Here is a 17,869-nt window from a genome sequence, read left to right on the forward strand (position 1 = left end):
TTTCTACTCCGCGGGTTGCAGGTTCGAGTCCTGCCGGGATCGCCAAATTTGCAGGCCGAAAAGCCAAGCAGAACCAAGGCTTAGTAGCACCGTGAAATTTTATTAGTACACGGACCGACTAGAACGGATGCCGGACAAAGTCGGCCGATGCCGACGCAACACGGGCAAAATTACCGAACTAATTCCCGAACTGATTTCGCACAGCGAAACGCGCGCGGCGCTGGTATACCGCGAATTATACACGCTGCGTGTAGACACATAGCGCATTATGCGCTATGCGCGAGATCCCGGCGTGCTGCTGCGCCGGCGAACCCAGGATCTCGAGCAATGGCAAAACCGAAAATCGAAAACGTTCACGTCGACAGCGTCAACAGCGACGCGTTCAGCGACAAGTTTGCGATCGGCTGGACGATCGGCGCCGACCGCTTCCACATTTGGGCCGTGCAGCAGCGCCGCGACCGCAGCCGGATCCTCGAGGGGATCATTTACAAAAACTCGATCGCGAAGCATGGCGAGCCCGGATATTTCCACACCCGCCAGCTCGATCCCGACAAAAAGGCGCAGGCCGCTATCCTCGCCGAGGTGCTCGCCGCCGTCGACCGCGACGACCTGGTCGCCAAGGCTCGCCAGGCCGCGCGCAGCAAGATCGAGCGACACAAACGGATTGCCGAGCTTTCCGCCCAATTGTCGGCGATGGAAAAGGAAGTCGTCGCGACCTGGATCAAGGACGGTGGCACGCCGCCGGCGGAATTCCGCGACCGCTACAACGCCGCCTCGCGCGAATTCTCGAAGCTGCGCGCCGAGAGCGCGGCGGAGCTCGCGCAATGACCTATCCCGTTCCGTTTGTTTTCCCGATCGAGGCCGGCCGCCCCCTGCTCGTCATGAGCTGCTCGAGCACCAAGCGAAAGGTCGTCGCCGGCGACCTGGTGCGGTTTTCGTATCTCTACGACGGCCCGACCTGGCGCCAGGTGCGCGCCTCGGGCTTTCCGCTGACCAACGTCGCCGCGATCTCGGCACTGTATGGCTTTCTCGAGCCAGGCATCGCGATCGAGACCTATGACCGCAAGATGGACGACAAGGCCGCCGAGCGGATCTGCACGACCAGCAATCACGTCTGGCGCCTCGAGCAGGCCGTGCGCCAGGCCGGCTCGGCCTTCATTGTCGGCGGCGAACTCTATCGCCGGCTCGGCGAGGCGATGCTGCGCCAGGCGCCGGATCTCGCCGGCGTCGTGACGTTCGCAACCGGATCTTACCTGGCGCAGCGCAAGCAGCTCGGCGCCTGGCTGCGCGAGCAGGCGGCGCCGATCGCCGCCGGCGCCGAGCTCGAGGCCGCGGCATGATCGAGGGATTTAACCTCGCCGCGACCGAGCGCGCCAACCGCATCAGCTGGCGCCGGCAGGCCTCGATCTGCCGCGCGCATCAGCAAATGCTAGTCGACGGCGCGCCCAATGGGCTATGGATCCGCGCGGTCGCCCATCCGACCGCGCTGCGGCCCTATTACGTGGTGATGCCGAGCGGCCGGATCCTCGAGCAAAAGTTTCCGCGCCTGCTCGAGGCCAAGTCGGCCGCGATCCTCGAGCTCGCGAAGGAAACGACGTGCACCGAATGACGCCCGACCAGGCCCGCGCGCACCTCGAGCGCCTCGAGATCTCGCAGCAGGCCTTTGCGCGCCTGGTCGGGATCTCGCCGCAACATTTCCGCAAGATGCTGCGCCAGGTCGAGCCGCTCGAGATCCCGCGCGCGGTCGAGTTGCTGCTGCGGCTGCTGACGCCAGCGAAGGTCCGGCGCCTGGTGCGCGAGCTCGAGGCCGACAGCGAATAGGATCGAACCGCCCCTGGCGCCAGGCGCCGGCGCGACTATATCGGCGGCATGCCCAAAGGTTTCGAGTTTTGCGTTCCGAAGGCCGCCAAGGCCGTGCCGGCCGGTCCCGACTGGATCCACGAAATCAAATACGACGGTTATCGCGCGCGCCTGGTGCGCGACGGCGAGGCCGTGCGGCTCGAGTCCAAGGCCGGCCTCGATTGGACCTGGCGCTTTCCCTGGATCGTCGAGACCGCCCGCAAGCTGCGCCAGGCGCGCTTTGCGATCGACGGCGAGATCGTCATTCTCGACGTCCGCGGGATCTCAGATTTCGACGCGCTGCATTCCGGCAAGCACAACGCCGAGGCCCAGCTCTACGCGTTCGACCTGGTCGAGCTCGGCGGCGACGATCTGCGCCAACTACCGCTGTTCGAGCGCAAGGCCGAGCTCGACAAGCTGCTGCGCCAGCGCGCCGAGGGGATCTTTGTCGCGCCGTTCGAGCCAGGCGCGATCGGTCCGGACCTGTTCGAGGCCGCCTGCCGTTTCGAGCTCGAGGGGATCGTTTCCAAGCATCGCGAGCGGCGCTACCGACCGCGGACCTGCGACTGGCTCAAGATCAAGAACCGCGCGCATCCGGCGATGTCGCGCCGGTTTGAATGAAACAGACCCGCGCCAGGATTCGCAGCGCGGCCCCGTGGTGCGTTAAAACGACCCCGGCCGCAGCTCCGCAGCCTCGCGCACGAAAAAACCCGCCAGGGACGCCCCTGGCGGGTTTCTCGCGAGGCCTGGTCAACCCTGCCCAGGCGCCGCCGCGGCCGGCCGCGCGGCAACAGCGCGCCGGCCGGATCTCACTCCGGCTTGAACAGCGAGGCGCTGGCCGAGATGCTGACCGACGTCAGCGGATTGTCGCCGGCCTCGGTCAGCACATCGCGCCAGCCGACCGATCCGCTCAGATTGACGCTGACATGCAGCGCCTCGTCGTCGACCAGCGCGTCGATCGCCGCGCCGGCATTGGCGAGCGCGGCCGCCCGATCGCGCGCGTGGATCGGCTGCGACGCGACCACCTTGTCGAATTCGGCGGCGACCGCGGCCTTGGCGGCCGCCTTGTTCGGCGCCTTGACGCTGAATGAATAACTCATCGGATATGCTCCTTTGGATTGCCGGATCCCGCCGGCGCGGATTTAGTCTCGATCCCGCCGGCGCCGGCGCATGCCGCGCTGCTCGAGGATGTCGGCCAGGCGGCCGCCGGCGAGCCAGAGGCCATAGACCGCCAGGATCGGCGCGATCAGCACCAGGCCGAGGCCGATGGCGAAAGCGCGCGCCAAGCGCCGCAGGAGGCTCATTCGACGCTGACCCTGGCCACCGCGCCCATGCCGAGCGCGATCGCGCCGGCGCGGCCGAGATCGACGCAGCGGCCGCGGACATACGGCCCGCGATCGTTGACCACGGCGCGGATGCTGCGGCCGTTGCGCAAGTTGGTGATGGTCACGACGCTGCCGAACGGCCGCGATTTGTGCGCGACAGTGTAAGGATCCGCCGCGAAGGTGTTGAACCTGGCGCCGGAGGCCGTGCGCCGGCCGTGATAGCCGTCGCCGACGCCATATTGCGAGGCTTGGCAGATCTCGGCCACAGCCGAGCTCGAGGCGATCGAGGCGAGCGCGATCGCCGCGATAAAAGCGGTTTTCATGTTTGGTGATGCTTTCGGTTTTGAGGGGCGGGAAAACTTTAGCGCTAGGAACCGCCGCCCTTGTCGGCTCGCTCGCTGCGCTCGATCCGCTCGAGCCGCTGCTCGAGGCGATTGAACCCCTCGCGCATGTCGCTTTTGATCTGGCGCACGCCCTCGCCGTGATCGCCCTTCGGCAGATACTCCTCGGCCATCTTGGCGCGGAATTCGAGGAGGCCAATCTGCATCGCGTGAATGTTGGCGCGCATCGCATCTAAGCCGACGCGATAATTGCCCTCGTATTCGTCGATGCGGCCGGTCAGCTCGGTCTTGAGCTTCTCGATCGCCGTCGCCGTGTCCTTGTCGAGCTTTGCGAACATGGCCGCCAGCCTGTTTCCGCCGCCGAACAGTTTCTCGCCGACCATGACCAGCATGGTCACGGCCGAGATGATGACGGCAATGATTGCGACGTTGCTGCTGCTTTCCAATTTCGATTTCCCAGCCGTTAAGAGGTTTGAGCCAGGATCATTCCCAGCCTGCGTTGAAGTTGAACGCTTCACTCAGGTCAGGATCTGCCGGCCGTTCGCAGCGACCGGCGGATCCGTTCGCGGCCGAGCTCGGTCCGCTAGTCGTCGTCACGCGGCTCGAGCAGCCGCTCGATCGCGCTGCGCGGCGGCCGCGGCGCCGGCGGCGCAGGCGCTGCAATCACCGGCGGCGGCACCGGCTCGAGCGGCAGCACCGCTGCAGGCGGCGCGGCCCGCGCCGGCAGCACGCGATCGCGGATCCGCCGCAGGATCCCGCGCCTGGCCGGCTTGGCCGGCGCAACCCTCGGCACAGGCGCCGCATCGAGCGCGGCCGGCCGCTTCTGCGGCCGCTTCCAATGACAGCCGCCGACGCCGCCCTCGAGCTGGCTGTCGATCCAATCCTGGTCATAGTCGCGCTGGCCGCGGACCTCGTATTTCGGCGCCTCGAAAATCCGGCACTCGCCGCCGGCGATCGAGGCCGGCCCTTTGCTGGCGCAACCGGCGAGCAGCAGCGCGATCGCCGCGATCGAAACAATCCTGATCAAGAGCACCTCCCCTCGGTTTGACTCCATTGGCCGCCGCGCTCGCGACATTCGCGCCAGGTCTTGCGCAGCTCTGTCGCCCGCCCGATCGCGCGCTTGTCCTCGGCCGCGATGTCGGCGAGCGCACGGTCATAGCCGGCGCGGAAAACCTTGTGATGCCAGATGCCGTATGCGCCGAGCGCAGCCAGCGCGAGCGATGCCGCGACGACCAGCTTTGTCACCAGGCTCGAGGCCTCGAGCAGCGCAAGCGCGCCCTTCAAATACATCATTGCCGTTCCCCCGTTTGCACGGCGAGCGTCGACGTCTTGATCGCGCGCCAAGAATTGTAAGCGATGAAGGCGAGGCCGCCCGCCCCTAACAGCAGCCAGGCGCCGACCGGCAGCGCCGCGATATGATCCCAGGCGCTCGAGACCAGGTTCGGATGATCGTCGACTACGTCGCGATGCTCAGTGAAGAAATCCCAGGCCTCGGAGACGTAACCGCTGACGGTCTGATAGACGGCGCCGGCGCCGGCGACGATCGAGGCCCAGAGCGCGGCGAGGAAATTGCGCCGCACCGGCGCGATCTCCGGCGCCAGCTGCGACAGCACTTTCGGATCCGCTTTCGCCCGCGCCTCGCTGACCGGACGATACCAACCCTCGGCCTCGGCCTTTCCGAGCTCGTCGCGCACCTGGTCGGCGATACCGTGAAACTCCTCGACCGACGTCGGCAGCGGCAGCACCAGGCCTCGATCGTTGAGGAAGGCGCCGAGCGCGCCAGAGGTGCCGCTGCCCCAGAGACCATCGAGCACGCCAGGCGAATAGCGCCGCGCCTTGAGACGCTTCTGCACCTCATAGAGCACGGGATCGCCGCGCACGTCAGGATCGAGCGGCTGCACGTTCGGCGGCGCGGCCGGCGAGCTCGGCGCGATCGGCGCCGGCGGCTCCTCGAGCTCGTCGACGGGCGCGCCGGTCTGCGGATGCAATGCCGGCGCCGGCCGGCCAAAGATCGGCGCCGGCGACGTCGGCTTGCGTCCACCATTGTCGACGAATTCGAAATGCATCGGATCCTTGCGGCCCTTGTACCAGCCGCCCCACATCGCACCCTGCCGGCAAAACGCATCGATCACGAACTGCGGCATGTTGCCCTTGGCATAGAGGCCGTTTTCCTCGGCGTTGAGATCGATCGCCGCGGCATAGGCATGGTTCGACCATTTGGTCTTTGAGCCGCGCACCATGCGATGATTGTAGGCGCCGGCATATTTCGAGACGCCAGCCGCATCGATCCGTTTCTGATCGCGGCCGCAAGCGTCCCAGATCTCATTGAGCGCGGCGAGCAGCGCGCCCGCCGCCTTGCGATGAAACTGGATCGCCTTGACGCGCTTCCCCTCGTAATACATTGCGAACGGCGGCACGACCGGCACCATCTGCGGCGCGATCTCGCCCTTGCCGGGATCGCCATAAAAGGCGTTCCGGGCGGCTTGCGTGTCCTTAGGCCAGGTCGGCACGGCAAATTCTCCTGATCAGCGGTTGAAAAGTCAGATTGCGCGAGCGCGCGCCTATTGCGCGGGTCAGTTGCGACAGCTAGAACGCGAGCCCTGCGCCGCACGCAATTATGCGGCCGGGATGGAATACGGCCGCGGAACACCCTCGGCGTCAGGAAATGCGAAGCATCATGTCATCTGCGGAGACACCGGAAGGCCCCGACACCCCACCGCCATCGAAAGAGGAAATTCAGCGAGGCGTTCGGATTTGGCTCACGGCAACGTCCCTGCTCGGTATTGCGGCGCTGACAGCGTTTCTATTGGTCAGCCGATAGCGCTCACGAAGGCGTCTCGCACCTTGATGTAGCCGGTATGGACCGGATGCAGACCGTCCGGCCCCAAGTCTGCGTCGCCGAGCACCGCATCGAGATCGACCAAAACGACGTTGAGCCCATAGCTTCGCGCCGTCATCACATTGTCGGCAATCATGGTCTTGAACCGAGTGTTACGCGCGGTCGAGGTGCCCTGCGCGGCATTTCCCGCCGCCGTGTAGTCGTGGGTATTGCCAACGACGACCAAGGGATCAGAGGTGACGACAGAGCCCGCGGTTAGGCCGGCGATCCAACACACATAGACGCCGTTGCTCGCTCCGGTCGCCGACACAACGGTCACGACGACAGTGTGCGACCCTGCTGACAATCCGGTAAAGAGCAGCGCAAACGGACCATAGCCGAACTTGCCAGGCACAACGCCCGACGACGGATAGCAGTTGAAGGTGCCTTTGTTGACACCATCGATGGTGACGCTGAATTGCCCGGCTTGTGACTGGTTCCAGTATCCAGTCAGGGCGACCGTCGTCCCGGAAACAGAACCGGTCAGGGTCGAGCCGTTCGTTGTGGATGTCCTGCCCCGAGCGTCTACAACGTTGGTCAAATTCGACCACGTCCCGCCTGCCGTCATGCTTTGCGCATGAACCTTGCCCGTGTCCTTGATCGCCATGTGCAGGACGTTGGCGAGGTGCGCCGATTTCGAATCCGCCTCGCGCGTCGAGCTGTCGAGGCTCAAATTCTTGTCATTGGTGCCGAGCCACATGACGCAGATATCGCCTGGTGCCGGCGTTTGCGCAAACGTTGCCGGACCTTCATCGGCACAACTGTACCCACCATCAGCAAAGTCGTTGATCGTCCAACCATAATAGTCGGCAAGTTGAGCGGCGGTCTCCATCATGAGCGAGTCACCGATCGCGATGACTCGCTTTCCATTCCACGTTTCTACGAAGCCCGCGCCTGCGTAGTCGGTTCGGAAGTGCTTGGAGACGGTCACGCAACGATTTCCTCAATAACCAGGGTAGTGCGGTTGACGCCGCCGAAAAGCCGTCCGCTTGCGTTGCCGTTAAAGCGTATAGGGCCCACAGCCGCACCTACGCGCACATGAACTGTTTGGGTTGTTGTTGCACCCGGAACAAACTCATGTTCAACCATTATAAGATTTCCAAACCCTGCCGGCTGAGTGCAGTAGCGCGCCGCTCTAGCGGCGGTTTCGGAATTTAGGAAAAGTGCCGCGATGATGTTATCGGCATTTGTCGGCGCGCACTCCCCGGAGAAGCGAACACGTAGTTTATTGGTTGTGCTTTTCGGCGTGATCGACGCTGCTAAAATTTCGGCTCCTTCGTCGCTTTGAGGAACTGTATCGTCAGTTGGAATGATTGCTGTGATTGAAGTGCTTGCGGTGTACTCGGCGTAGGCACTATCGATGATCGAACCAATCGGATAAGACACCGCGCCGGGCTGGCCGACGATGTTAAAATTCCAGTCTGCGAACGTGCCGCTGCCGTTGGTCTTGTCAATGTTGATGGTCAGCGTTGCTCCGCTCGCGTCTTGCGAGTACGCCGTGACAACACCCTCCATCCAGTTCGAAGGATTCGCCGCCGAGGTGGCGCGTATGCGAGCGCCGACCTTATAGAAAAGATCGATCTGCGTTACAAAGGCCTTCGATCCAGTTCCAATCGCCAGAGAAGTGACGCTTGTGCCGTTAGTTGCACCATGGACTATGAGTAGCCATTTCCCGGCAGCAAGATCGGCTGGGAATGTCCCTGACGTATGGCTGGCCAAACATTGATATAGAGAGCCGTTCACATGGGTAACTAAATCCGCGGGAGGACCGGCAACATAACTATGTCCCGTCACCCATGCTGCAGGTGTACCGTAAGGAACGGCACCAGTCGCACCCGTATCGCCCTTGCTCGCCAGCAACTGCCAATAGGTCGTATTCGGAGGCGTGTGGTTAGTGTGATCAAGCACGCAAACGTAGCTCGACCCACTGAGCGTCACGACATCGCCGACTTCATATGCGGTCGCGCCGCTCCACGCGCCCGTGAGCTGAAACGCCTTGAAAATGCCGAGGTAGACCCATGCGCCGCCAGTTTTGACCCACATCTTGCCGGTCGTCGGCTGCAACGCATATTGCCCATCGTCGCCAAGCGATGGATCGGGCACGATCGCAATGCTCGACACGAACACGAAAAAGCCGGTCGTGTTGAATGCCGCTACCAGTTTGTTGACCGTCGCCATTGCCTCGGCGCCGGCGAAGCGCTGCGGGGAAACCTGCCAAATCTTATAGGCAACGCCTGCCTGCGCGCCCCCACCCCAGGGCGGAATGACGAGATGCGTCCCATCTGTGACGTCCGAAATCACAGACTGGAAATTGCCTATCTGCAGGATATCGCCGGGCTTGGCGCTACCGTCATTCCAGATTGTACCAACACCCGTCACGGTCGTTCCGCCGGCGCCGACGCTGACAGTGCCGGTCGAATAGCTCGAAAGTGCAGTCATGGTCGTTGCCTTCAGGTTTCGAGGTTGAGCGTCAGGCGCGAGCCGTCCGGCCGCGCTGGAATTGCGGCAAGCATCGCGGCCGCCGTAACGTTGCCCTTGGACGCATCGCGCAGCGCCTTGCGATAGGCCACCCATGCGGCGCGATCGTCCTCCGCAATCGGATAATCCGGCATCACGTATTTGTCGGATGCCGCGAGCTCGGCGCGCACGGCCGCGCGCACCTCGTCGACCCGATCGGCCGACGCATCCGGCGCGTCTTTCGCGACGACCTTCCACGCCACGGCATCGAATCTTTGCCGGCGCGGATCGATCGGCTGGTCGTCGACGATCGCAACCTGGCAACCCGGATAGAGGCTAGTCTCGAAACCGTCACCATAGTCGGAACCGGATCCAAACGACACGATATCGCCGACCTCGGCGATCGAGCCATCGGGCCGAAACATCGCGCCCGCTTCCGTCACGAAATGAATATTCATCGCTTTGCCGCCATCGCAAACAGACATGCGCCGGCCGCGACGCGATCACCGCCGGATCCCGAACCACCGCCCGCCACGCCCGTGACCTGCACCGGAACCGACACGACACCACCGGTCCCCGTAATCGTGGTGGCGCCGGACATCGATCCGATCAGCGTCTGGTTTGCAGCCATGACGATGTCGAAGCCATCCACCTGCGAGCCATTGATGTACAATCGCCATTGCGTGTTCTCTGTCCCAGGGAGACCGCCGCCCACCGTGAATTTGTAGGTCACGTTTGCATAAATCGCGACGACCTTGCCGGACAGTCCCGTCGTGTCGATGCTCAATGTGCTGGACAAAAATGTCACGCCGCTAATCGGTATGTTGACGAGAGCGCCGAGCGTCTGCACGACCGGCACGGTCACCGCATTGTCGCCGATCTTGAATGATTTAACCGCAAGATCCTCGATCGCGCCATTTGCAGCCGTGATCGAATTGGCGGCCATCTTGCCGGCAGTCACCGCCTGCGCGGCCAGGTGACGCGTCAGGATATCGCCATCGAGATACAGATTGGCGCCGTTGATCCCGATCGCGGCGGCGCCATTGATGGTGCCGACCGTAAACACGGGCAATGGAGCGCCGCCGTTGTAGCCGGCCAGCTGCACCTGGAATTTATCGGCGACGACAATAAACGCGGAGGTCACGCCGCCGCCGTTGATCAGCTGGATCCCGGCGACATGGCCGTCGACGCTGGTCGTGACCGACCAGGCTGTGGCCGCATATCCGTCGAGCGTCGCGATCGCCTCGGCCGACTGCTCCACAAACGCCGTCGTCGATCCCCAGGTCGCGGTCGCAGTCGTCGAGAACGACGCAAACGCCGCCTCGGTCGTGACAGCGACGGTCCGAACGTCATCGATCTGTGCCAGAGCATCTTCGGAGCGCGCCGAGAGTTGTGAACGCAATTCCTGCTTGTCGAGCGGCGCGCGCGCAGCGATGTCGGACGCAATTGAGGCGATGCGGTTAATGGCCTCGGCGAGCTCGTCCTTAATCTGGTCGCGCAGCGTCGTGGTCGCATAGGTCAAGGCGGCGTCGAGCTCGGCCAGCGAAAATCGGACGTCCGGCGTCGTCACGTCGACCCAATCCGACCACAGCATGTCGCGCGGCGTGGTCGGCATGAACCGCCCGCGCACCTGGTAATCGGTATCGGGCAGGATCGACTGCGTGATGATCAGATTGCCCGCGATCGGCCGATCGGTCCGGCCTCGCGTCACGCTCGAGCCGTCCGCGGCAAGGCGCACCTCGAATTGCACCGCCGCGATGCCAGGCTGCACGTTCCAGCTGATCAGGATCGCCGGCCGGCGGCCGATGCCGTCGGCGTCGAGTAGCGTATATGGCTGCGCGTCGAAATTATCGATCAGCTGCGGCGCCGGCGGATTGGAGATGGTGCCGCCGCCCGTGACCGGCTTGAAATCGGCCCCGGTATCCCAATCGTAATCGGACGGATCGACCTCGGTCAGGCTCAACGTGACGTCGAGGTTGGTCTTGTCGATTGCGGCGTCGACGCGAAACTGCTTGGCGCTGTAGCCGTTGCGAACCGACGTCCATTCACCGACGTCGCCAGGCTCGACGATCCAGAACGCCGGCGGCAAGGTCAGCGTGTGCGTGCGCGCGCGCTGGCCCTCCTCGATCGCAGATTTCTGCAGGCGCTGCACCTGCTCCGGATAGGGCACGAAATCGAACGACGGATTCGCCATCAGGCGCCGGTTGCCGTCGCGCGCCTCGAGATCGGTCCGGTAATAGGCCGGCGCCGTTGCATTGTTCCAGCCCTGGTCGGGATCCGGATAGGTTGCCTGGATCCCGTTGACGCTGTCGGCCAGCGAAAAGAACGGCCTGTAAACCTGCGTTTCTGTCGACAGGATATCGTCATCGGAAAACGTGAACGTCGGACTATCCGGCGCGCCGACATGCACTTTGTAGAAGCCGCCGACCTCCGATAGCCGCCCCTGGCAACCCGTCAGCAGCGCCTCGATCGCGTTGGCCGGCTGCGCGCTGACATCGATCTGGCCGCCCGTGCGATAGGTCGGCTGCGGCCCGGTATCCTCGATCACCGTCTCGCGGCATTTGGCGATCTGCGCGATCCAATTCGAGACCGGCAGCCGCGCCGCCGTCATATTCTGCAGACCGTAGAGCCAGGCGCCGCCGTAAGAGAAGCCGCGCAAGATGTTATAGATCTGCACGGCCGGCAGGTCGTCGCCGTCGCCGCCCCAGGTCGCCGGATCGTTGTAGCGATGCGATCCGGATCCGCCGACCGTGGAATCCCGCGATGGATCATAGAGCGGCACGCCCGACAGCTCGAATTTGAAGGTCGGAAATCCGTTCCAGAGATCCTCGTTCACGTAGGCATGAACGATCGCGTAGCACATGCCTTTGCCGACGAAATTCGACGTATACGGCCGCTCGTCGGTCGAGCAATGCGCAACCGTGTAGGCATCGGCTGCGGTTTGCGTGCCGTTGTAGAATTTCACGAACAGATGCGCGGTCGGCGAGCTCTCGCCGTCGAGCAGCTTGATATATTCCGGCACCTGGTAGCCGAGATCCCCGACGCTGCCGAAATCCGCATCGCCCTCGGCGAGCGTCACCTTGGTGCCGTCGACCCAGAGCCCGACCAGGCGCTCGCCCGGCAGATCCGACAAGGCGATGACCTGCGTCAGGAAGGCATTCGGCGTTTGCGAGGTGCCGCCGTGCGTGTTGGCATACACCAGCGACCCCGCCGTGACGTGACGGCCGAGGCCGAACGACCGCGGCACGTCGCCGCCGCCGGCGATCTTGCCCTGGACGCCGAATGCATCCTGCTTGCCTTGCTGCTGCGGCTGTCCGGTCAGCGCACGCAGCGCATAGGACGTCGCGAGCGCCAGGCCGCCGGCAATGATCGACGTGGCGATCGCGCTGCCGGCAAAGAACGCGGCCGAGATCGCGGTCGCGATCGTGGTGAAAATCGCCATCAGAGCGCCTTCAGGAAATGCGTTTCCGCGACAAAATAGCCGCGGCGCAAATAGAGTTTTGCGACGGCGGGATCGTCGCCCATGCCGGCCATGCCGGCGAAGCTGCAGCCCTTTGACGCCGACCAGGCCTCATAAGCGTCGAGCATGGCGATCGCCGCGCGGCCGCGATGCGCCGGATCGATCCACCAGACCGTTTCGGCAGCCATCCAGACCGGCCCGAACGGATGCTCATAGGCCATTGCCAGCAACAGGCCCTGCGCGGTCCCGCCGACGTCGTGCACCAGGCAGCAGGCGTTCATCTCCATCATATCGTGATGCCGCAAAAACACCCGCTCGGCATAAGCAGGCACGAACGGCACGCGAAAGCCCGCACCCTCGCGGCGCGCAAAGCCCGCCGCTTCGTGCGAGTCGCGCAGTAGCTCGACCGCGCGCGCGACATCGCTGCGCTTGGCCTGCCGGATCATACGCGTCCCAGCACAGCGCCGGCGCCGGCGAGCGCACGCGAGGCGAGCGAGGATCCGCCACTGCCGCCGCTCTTGGAGCCGATCGTTCCGGGATCCTTGCCCCAGAACAGTTGCCAATCCGCAACCGTCGCCGTGTGACGCAGAAAATCGTCGGAGGCATCGCGCACCTTCTGCGAGGCATCGGATCGCGTGTCGGGATTGGATCGCGTCAGCTCCTGCGTGTTGCCCGTGCAGGTCAGCGTGACGTCGCCGGATCCGCCCTCTTTCGGCGTGGTGATCGGCGCCTCGTCGATCGTGCCGGCAAAGCGCGGGAAGGCCGGCGCGACCTGCGCGCGCGTCGCGGGATCGAACAGGCCGCGAAAGATCTGAACCCGGCCCTGCTTGCACTCATAGCCGCGCACCAGGTCATTGATCCGGTCCGACACCTGCGACAGCGTAACCGTGACGTGCTGCACGGTCAGGTTGGAGACCAGCGGCACGTCGGAGATCGAGATCAACCCGCCGGCGCCGTAAAACGTCCTGGTCGCAACCGAGCCCGTATCGGGATCGATGACATCGGCCGAGATGTTGCCGACGTCGGACCAATAGCCGTCCGTCACCGGGTTGTCCGTGACCAGATCCTTGACCACGAACCAGATGAAGTCGCGCGCGACCAGGCGCCGGTCGGTCAGCGCCGCAAAATTTTCGGCAGAAATGGCGCGCGTCATGCGACCGGCTGCCCGTCATAAATGGCGAACTCACCGCGCATATAGGCCTGCAGACCGGCCATGAAGGCCTCGGCCTCGGCGCGCGTATCGAACGCGCCGAACACCCGCTGCATGCCGTCCTGCGCGCCGGCGTCGGTCCTCGCCACGAAAAACAGAGTCATCGGATCTCGATCCCCTGAAATGAAACCGTGCCCCACCCACTGAGCGAGGCATCGGTCGATATCGACCCCGGCACCAGCGCCATGACGCAGGCCGGCCTGTAGACCGCGACGGCATCGCCGCCGGCGACGACGCCAGGCCAAATGTGCGGCCGCACCTCGAATTGCGCCGTCAGGCCGGCGCCGTCCGCGACCGCGGCCTCGAGCACCTGGTGCAGGTCGGTCCCGATCGCGAGATAATCGCCGACGCCAAAGGTAAAGCCGGCCGGAAGATCGCCGATCGCGATCGCCTTGCGGTTAGCGTTCACGGCCGCGAGCGAGGCCGAGACGCCGTCAAAACCGGCGCCGGTCGGCCAGGATCCGCGCGGATAGGCGATCGGATAAACCCTGGACAGCGGATAGGCGCGAAACGTGTAGAGCCCGCCCTCGAGCACCTTGAGCCGCGCGCGCCAATGGTCGAGCACATTCGGCGGCAGCACCTTGGATTGCGCCTTGAGCGTCCAGAGCGGCGGCCCAAGCTCCTTGACATAGGTGATGCCGGCGGCCGACCGCGACTGTTCCTGGCGCGCCATCAGCTCAAACGCCGTGGTCCAGCCGGGAAAATCGGCCAGGATCTCGAAAGGCTCAGCTCCGAGTGCCATTACAGGTTTCGCCCTTTCTGCGCGCGCTTGACCGACTCGACCACGATCGACGGCAGCTCGGCGCGCAGCTCGGCGAGCTGGCGATTGATCCTGGCCTCGGCGGCGTTGTCGGCACCGCGCGCGTCCATCGTGATATTGATCGGCACGCTGACGCCATTGCCGCCCATCTGCCGCGCGATATCGTTCGGGATCACCTGCGCGCCGCGCGGCAGGTTGACGATCTCCGGACCGTTCTCGCCGACGATCGCCGGTCCGCCTGGCGCATAATCCGTGCCGCCGGCGAACTGCGGAAACAGTTGCGATCCGACCTGGATCGTGCCCATCGCGCTGCCGCTGCCGCCACCGCCGAACAGGTCGAACCCACCGAACGCGCCCTGCAGCGATCGCATCAGCGGCCCGACTACCAGCAGCTTGATGATCACCTCCTCGATCGCGCGCAGCGCCACCTTGGCGAAATCGCCAAAGGCCTGGCCCGCGGTCTTGGTGCCGTCGATCGAATCGGCGATCGCCGCGGTCAGACCGCCCGAGATCGCCGAGGCGACTTGCCGATTAGCGTCGACCAGGCGCAGCGCCGCGGCCTGGCTCGAGGCCATCGCCGCCGGAATGTCGTCGCCATAGATGCCGCGCAGCTGCTGCGCGATCTGCACATCCTCCTGCGTCAGGAACGCCGAGCCGGCGCCGAACTTGATCTCGCTGGCAACCCGCGCTTTCGCCAGCGCCTCGCCAGCAGCGCCAGCCGCGCGCGAGATCTCGTCGATCTTTTTGGCGACCTCGCCCTGAACGGGAATGCCGGCCTGCTGCGCCGCCGTTAGCAGCGCGCTCTTGGCCCGGTACTCCTCGAGCGCGCCGGCCCCTAAGCCGACCGCCGCCGTGTCGGCCTGCAGTCGCGACGTATGCTTTTGAAGCGACTCGATCGCGCGGTCATAGGCGTCGGCGACATCATTCTGCGCCTTGGCCGGCGCAATCGACGTGTCGCCGCGCACCCTGCTCTGCGCGTCGATCGTCTGCTGCATGGCCCGGCGCACGGCCTCCGGATTGTTGAGGCCGGCGGCCAGGCGCGAGCGCGCAGGATCGTCGGCAAAGCCAGGCTCGCCGGGAAAGATGATGCCGAGGCTTTTCGGATCCGAGTTGAGGCCGAGCTTGCCCGTGACCTCGGTCAGCTTGGTCCAGAACGACGACGATCCCGCATCGGCGAGCGCATCCGGGATCCGCTTGATCGCGGCATAGAGCGCGTTTGCGTTCTCCACCGCTGACGACATGGTCTCGACGACGCCGATCCAGCTTTCGTGATAGTTGACGCCGAGCTTGGCGAGATCGTCCTGAATCGGCTTGAACTTCTCGGCGAGAACCTTCTGCGCCTCCTCGAGGCGGGTCTTCAGCTGGATCGCCTGGCCGACCTGGTCGTCGCTGACGATCTTGTCAGCCGACAATTTCTGCGCGGTCTCGAGCATCTGGTCGAGGAAGGTCGCATCCTGGCGCAGCCGGTCGGTAATCTCAGGACCGAACGCATTTTTTGCGATATCGAGCCCGGCCAGGCGCTGGCCGGATTCGAAGGCTTCGCGGATCAGCTGCACCGTCGCGCGCAGCTTCGCCTCGGTCTCGGTCGCATTGCCAAGCGCGCCAACGCCCGAATTGCCCTCGAAATTGCCGGCCTTCTTGAGCTCGTCGACACGCTGGCCGAGCGCGGACCCCCCGAGCTGGTCGCGCGATGCATTATTGAAACGCTCGAGCGCTGCATTGACCTCGTCGACCGTCAGGCGCAGCTGCTCGCCTGATTTGGTGAAGCGCTGGAAAAAATCGGTCGAGACGTTCGACTTGGCCGCCTTCTCGGCGATCTCGTTAAACTCCTCGATCTTTTCTTTGGCGAGCTCGGTCGCATAGCCCATCAGTTTGAACACGCCGACGATTCCGGAAACCGCGATCGACAGCGGACCGAGCACGCCGAGCAGCGAACGAAAGCCGAGCACGGCGCCGCCGGCCGCGCCCTGCGTCGCCAGCACCTGCGCGTTCATGTCGATAAACTGCTTGGTGATGAACTTGGTAGCTGTCGACGTCAGCCCCTTGGCGCTTTCAATGTTCTTTTGAAAGCCGTCCATGTTGAGCAGCATCGGAATCCGCAGTGACGGCGCCGGCATGTCTATGCAACCTTGTGTTTGGCGAGCATGGCGTCGAAATCGTCGTCGCTCATCGCTTCCGGTTTTTCCGGATCCGCGTTGGCGCGGTTGTAGCCGTCGATAAAGGCGACGATCTCCCAGAGCGTGAGATCCTCGACCACGCGCGGCGACCAGCCGAACCTGGCGCCGATCGCGATTAATTCGGAGCGTCGGAGGCGTCCGTCGTCGTGATGGAGCCGGTTTGCTGCGCCTCCGCCGGCTCGGCTTTTCCCTGGTCGTCGCCGTCAGGCTTTTTGCCGACCGGATCGTCGGGCACGCCGACCATGACCGCCTCAAGGATTGCATAGGCAAGCAGCACGCTCGACGTCAGCGGATTGCCGTCGACATGATTGCGCACCGCTTGCATCGCCTTGTCAGGCGCCATGCCGCCGCCGATCAGTCCGAGCCGGATCGGCTCGCGCACGTCGTTAAGGCGCCAGGTGCCGGATCCAAGCCGCGTCATCACGGTCGCGATACCGGCCTCGCATTTCGCCTCGAGATCCAGGATCAGGCCGACCTTGGCGAGGCAAAACTGATCCTCGCCGCCCGCCCAGATGATGGACCGCGTTCCATTCGCGCTCATTGCCCCTCACGCCTTGTCAAGCACGTCGGCGACGGCCTGCTCGATGTTCTCTTGAATGTCCGGCATCAGCTCGCGCGCCGTGTTGTAGAAAAACGGCTCGGCCGGCCGCTCGGTCGTGCCGTACTCGACCGCAAGCGCATAATCGTAATCGACCCCGGCGCCCTTGCGGATTTCCTTGCTCGTCGCCTGGCCGCCGGCGACAACCTCGAGCTCGAGCTCATTGCGCCGGCGCCGCACCTTGACGCTGTCGCGCAACGTGCCTGATACGACCGGCGCCTCGGCCTTGATCGCGGCGGCGAGCTCGTCGGCCTGCTCTTTGAGCCTGCCCGCGAGCTCGCGCTTGAGCTTGAACGGCAGGCCGGAAAACCAGCTCTGCAGCTCGTCGTCAGGCTCGGCCATCAGGGATTGGCAACCCAGGTCACGCCGCCGTCGTTCTTGAACGACAAATCGACGGTCACCTTGTTGCCGCGCGTGCCGGCGAGCTTGAAGCTGGTCAGTTTAAACGATCCGAGATAGTGGCCGAGATCGGCGTGATCGAGCTTGATCTGCATGTTCTTGCCCTCGGCGGACATGAACCAATCGTTCCACTTGTCGAACGATTCCACCGCCATGACGCCGGTCCCGGATCCGGTCGCCGACAGCGCGTTGATGTCGGTCGCCTCCCAGGCCGGTGCCTCCGGATCCGCGCAATCCGGAATCAGCGTCGTATTGGTCGACGCCGCCATGTCAAACGACTTCGTCGTCAGGCCGCACGGTTCGGCGAACACTTCCGGGCTGGCGCCGTCGCCAACCAAGAGCAGCAGTTTCGTTCCCGCAATGACAGTCGGTTTCGCCATGATCTTTCCCTTTCTTGGAAAACAGCCGCGATCATCGCGGCCTGG

The 17,869-nt window shown here is 64.3% G+C and carries 25 protein-coding genes; 5 read left to right on the forward strand and 20 right to left on the reverse strand.

Annotated features, from left to right (window positions below; genetic code table 11):
- Positions 1 to 327 precede the first annotated feature (327 nt).
- From IVA87_RS34240 to IVA87_RS34260, 5 genes are read left to right on the forward strand one after another with little or no spacing between them, the layout of a single operon-like run.
- On the forward strand, positions 328 to 828 hold the full coding sequence (locus IVA87_RS34240; RefSeq protein ID WP_247337437.1) for a hypothetical protein: 501 nt from the start codon (positions 328 to 330) through the stop codon (positions 826 to 828).
- On the forward strand, positions 825 to 1,340 hold the full coding sequence (locus IVA87_RS34245; RefSeq protein ID WP_247337440.1) for a hypothetical protein: 516 nt from the start codon (positions 825 to 827) through the stop codon (positions 1,338 to 1,340). The genes IVA87_RS34240 and IVA87_RS34245 overlap by 4 nt, the downstream gene beginning before the upstream one ends.
- Positions 1,337 to 1,609: a hypothetical protein gene (locus tag IVA87_RS34250; protein WP_247337442.1), complete on the forward strand. Its 273-nt coding sequence runs from the start codon at positions 1,337 to 1,339 to the stop codon at positions 1,607 to 1,609. Before IVA87_RS34245 ends, IVA87_RS34250 begins: the two co-directional genes overlap by 4 nt.
- Positions 1,606 to 1,821, forward strand: a complete 216-nt coding sequence (locus IVA87_RS34255; RefSeq protein ID WP_247337443.1) for a hypothetical protein — start codon at positions 1,606 to 1,608, stop codon at positions 1,819 to 1,821. The genes IVA87_RS34250 and IVA87_RS34255 overlap by 4 nt, the downstream gene beginning before the upstream one ends.
- A gap of 48 nt (positions 1,822 to 1,869) precedes the next feature.
- The gene (locus IVA87_RS34260; protein ID WP_247337445.1) at positions 1,870 to 2,460 is read left to right on the forward strand and encodes a DNA ligase; all 591 of its coding nucleotides are present in this window, start codon (positions 1,870 to 1,872) and stop codon (positions 2,458 to 2,460) included.
- A 188-nt stretch (positions 2,461 to 2,648) separates the two neighbouring features.
- Here the strand turns inward: IVA87_RS34260 and IVA87_RS34265 are convergent, their stop codons facing one another.
- From IVA87_RS34265 to IVA87_RS34360, 20 genes are all read right to left on the reverse strand, one after another.
- The gene (locus tag IVA87_RS34265) at positions 2,649 to 2,939 is read right to left on the reverse strand and encodes a hypothetical protein (RefSeq protein ID WP_247337448.1); all 291 of its coding nucleotides are present in this window, start codon (positions 2,937 to 2,939) and stop codon (positions 2,649 to 2,651) included.
- A 42-nt stretch (positions 2,940 to 2,981) separates the two neighbouring features.
- The gene (locus tag IVA87_RS34270; RefSeq protein WP_247337450.1) at positions 2,982 to 3,143 is read right to left on the reverse strand and encodes a hypothetical protein; all 162 of its coding nucleotides are present in this window, start codon (positions 3,141 to 3,143) and stop codon (positions 2,982 to 2,984) included.
- Positions 3,140 to 3,487 (reverse strand): septal ring lytic transglycosylase RlpA family protein, encoded by a 348-nt coding sequence (locus IVA87_RS34275; protein WP_247337452.1) that lies wholly within the window; start codon positions 3,485 to 3,487, stop codon positions 3,140 to 3,142. Before IVA87_RS34275 ends, IVA87_RS34270 begins: the two co-directional genes overlap by 4 nt.
- A 44-nt stretch (positions 3,488 to 3,531) precedes the next feature.
- Entirely contained in the window at positions 3,532 to 3,951 is a 420-nt protein-coding gene (locus IVA87_RS34280) for a hypothetical protein (protein ID WP_247337454.1), read from the reverse strand.
- A gap of 137 nt (positions 3,952 to 4,088) precedes the next feature.
- Positions 4,089 to 4,532, reverse strand: a complete 444-nt coding sequence (locus IVA87_RS34285; RefSeq protein ID WP_247337456.1) for a hypothetical protein — start codon at positions 4,530 to 4,532, stop codon at positions 4,089 to 4,091.
- On the reverse strand, positions 4,529 to 4,798 hold the full coding sequence (locus IVA87_RS34290; protein WP_247337458.1) for a hypothetical protein: 270 nt from the start codon (positions 4,796 to 4,798) through the stop codon (positions 4,529 to 4,531). The genes IVA87_RS34285 and IVA87_RS34290 overlap by 4 nt, the downstream gene beginning before the upstream one ends.
- Entirely contained in the window at positions 4,795 to 6,015 is a 1,221-nt protein-coding gene (locus IVA87_RS34295) for a M15 family metallopeptidase (protein WP_247337459.1), read from the reverse strand. Before IVA87_RS34295 ends, IVA87_RS34290 begins: the two co-directional genes overlap by 4 nt.
- Before the next feature lie 300 nt (positions 6,016 to 6,315).
- Entirely contained in the window at positions 6,316 to 7,314 is a 999-nt protein-coding gene (locus IVA87_RS34300; RefSeq protein ID WP_247337461.1) for a hypothetical protein, read from the reverse strand.
- Positions 7,311 to 8,822, reverse strand: a complete 1,512-nt coding sequence (locus IVA87_RS34305) for a carbohydrate-binding protein (RefSeq protein ID WP_247337463.1) — start codon at positions 8,820 to 8,822, stop codon at positions 7,311 to 7,313. The genes IVA87_RS34300 and IVA87_RS34305 overlap by 4 nt, the downstream gene beginning before the upstream one ends.
- A gap of 11 nt (positions 8,823 to 8,833) precedes the next feature.
- On the reverse strand, positions 8,834 to 9,298 hold the full coding sequence (locus IVA87_RS34310; RefSeq protein WP_247337465.1) for a phage tail assembly chaperone: 465 nt from the start codon (positions 9,296 to 9,298) through the stop codon (positions 8,834 to 8,836).
- Positions 9,295 to 12,282 carry a phage tail protein gene (locus tag IVA87_RS34315; RefSeq protein ID WP_247337467.1) on the reverse strand — a complete coding sequence of 996 codons (2,988 nt, stop codon included), beginning with the start codon at positions 12,280 to 12,282 and terminating at the stop codon, positions 9,295 to 9,297. Before IVA87_RS34315 ends, IVA87_RS34310 begins: the two co-directional genes overlap by 4 nt.
- Entirely contained in the window at positions 12,282 to 12,746 is a 465-nt protein-coding gene (locus IVA87_RS34320; protein WP_247337468.1) for a GCN5 family acetyltransferase, read from the reverse strand. Before IVA87_RS34320 ends, IVA87_RS34315 begins: the two co-directional genes overlap by 1 nt.
- Positions 12,743 to 13,453, reverse strand: a complete 711-nt coding sequence (locus IVA87_RS34325) for a hypothetical protein (RefSeq protein WP_247337471.1) — start codon at positions 13,451 to 13,453, stop codon at positions 12,743 to 12,745. Before IVA87_RS34325 ends, IVA87_RS34320 begins: the two co-directional genes overlap by 4 nt.
- Positions 13,450 to 13,614, reverse strand: a complete 165-nt coding sequence (locus IVA87_RS34330) for a hypothetical protein (RefSeq protein ID WP_247337473.1) — start codon at positions 13,612 to 13,614, stop codon at positions 13,450 to 13,452. Before IVA87_RS34330 ends, IVA87_RS34325 begins: the two co-directional genes overlap by 4 nt.
- On the reverse strand, positions 13,611 to 14,252 hold the full coding sequence (locus IVA87_RS34335) for a hypothetical protein (protein WP_247337476.1): 642 nt from the start codon (positions 14,250 to 14,252) through the stop codon (positions 13,611 to 13,613). Before IVA87_RS34335 ends, IVA87_RS34330 begins: the two co-directional genes overlap by 4 nt.
- Positions 14,252 to 16,387 (reverse strand): hypothetical protein, encoded by a 2,136-nt coding sequence (locus tag IVA87_RS34340; RefSeq protein WP_247337477.1) that lies wholly within the window; start codon positions 16,385 to 16,387, stop codon positions 14,252 to 14,254. Before IVA87_RS34340 ends, IVA87_RS34335 begins: the two co-directional genes overlap by 1 nt.
- 2 nt (positions 16,388 to 16,389) lie before the next feature.
- Complete coding sequence (locus IVA87_RS34345; protein ID WP_247337479.1) at positions 16,390 to 16,527, reverse strand: hypothetical protein; 138 nt, start codon at positions 16,525 to 16,527, stop codon at positions 16,390 to 16,392.
- 35 nt (positions 16,528 to 16,562) lie between these two features.
- The gene (locus IVA87_RS34350; RefSeq protein ID WP_247337481.1) at positions 16,563 to 16,988 is read right to left on the reverse strand and encodes a gene transfer agent family protein; all 426 of its coding nucleotides are present in this window, start codon (positions 16,986 to 16,988) and stop codon (positions 16,563 to 16,565) included.
- Positions 16,989 to 16,994: 6 nt separating this feature from the next.
- Complete coding sequence (locus IVA87_RS34355; protein ID WP_247337483.1) at positions 16,995 to 17,387, reverse strand: HK97-gp10 family putative phage morphogenesis protein; 393 nt, start codon at positions 17,385 to 17,387, stop codon at positions 16,995 to 16,997.
- Positions 17,387 to 17,824 carry a phage tail tube protein gene (locus IVA87_RS34360; protein ID WP_247337485.1) on the reverse strand — a complete coding sequence of 146 codons (438 nt, stop codon included), beginning with the start codon at positions 17,822 to 17,824 and terminating at the stop codon, positions 17,387 to 17,389. The genes IVA87_RS34355 and IVA87_RS34360 overlap by 1 nt, the downstream gene beginning before the upstream one ends.
- Between the last annotated feature and the right edge of the window lie 45 nt (positions 17,825 to 17,869).

The sequence above is a fragment of the Bradyrhizobium sp. 147 genome (assembly GCF_023073935.1).
Taxonomy (GTDB): Bacteria; Pseudomonadota; Alphaproteobacteria; order Rhizobiales; family Xanthobacteraceae; genus Bradyrhizobium.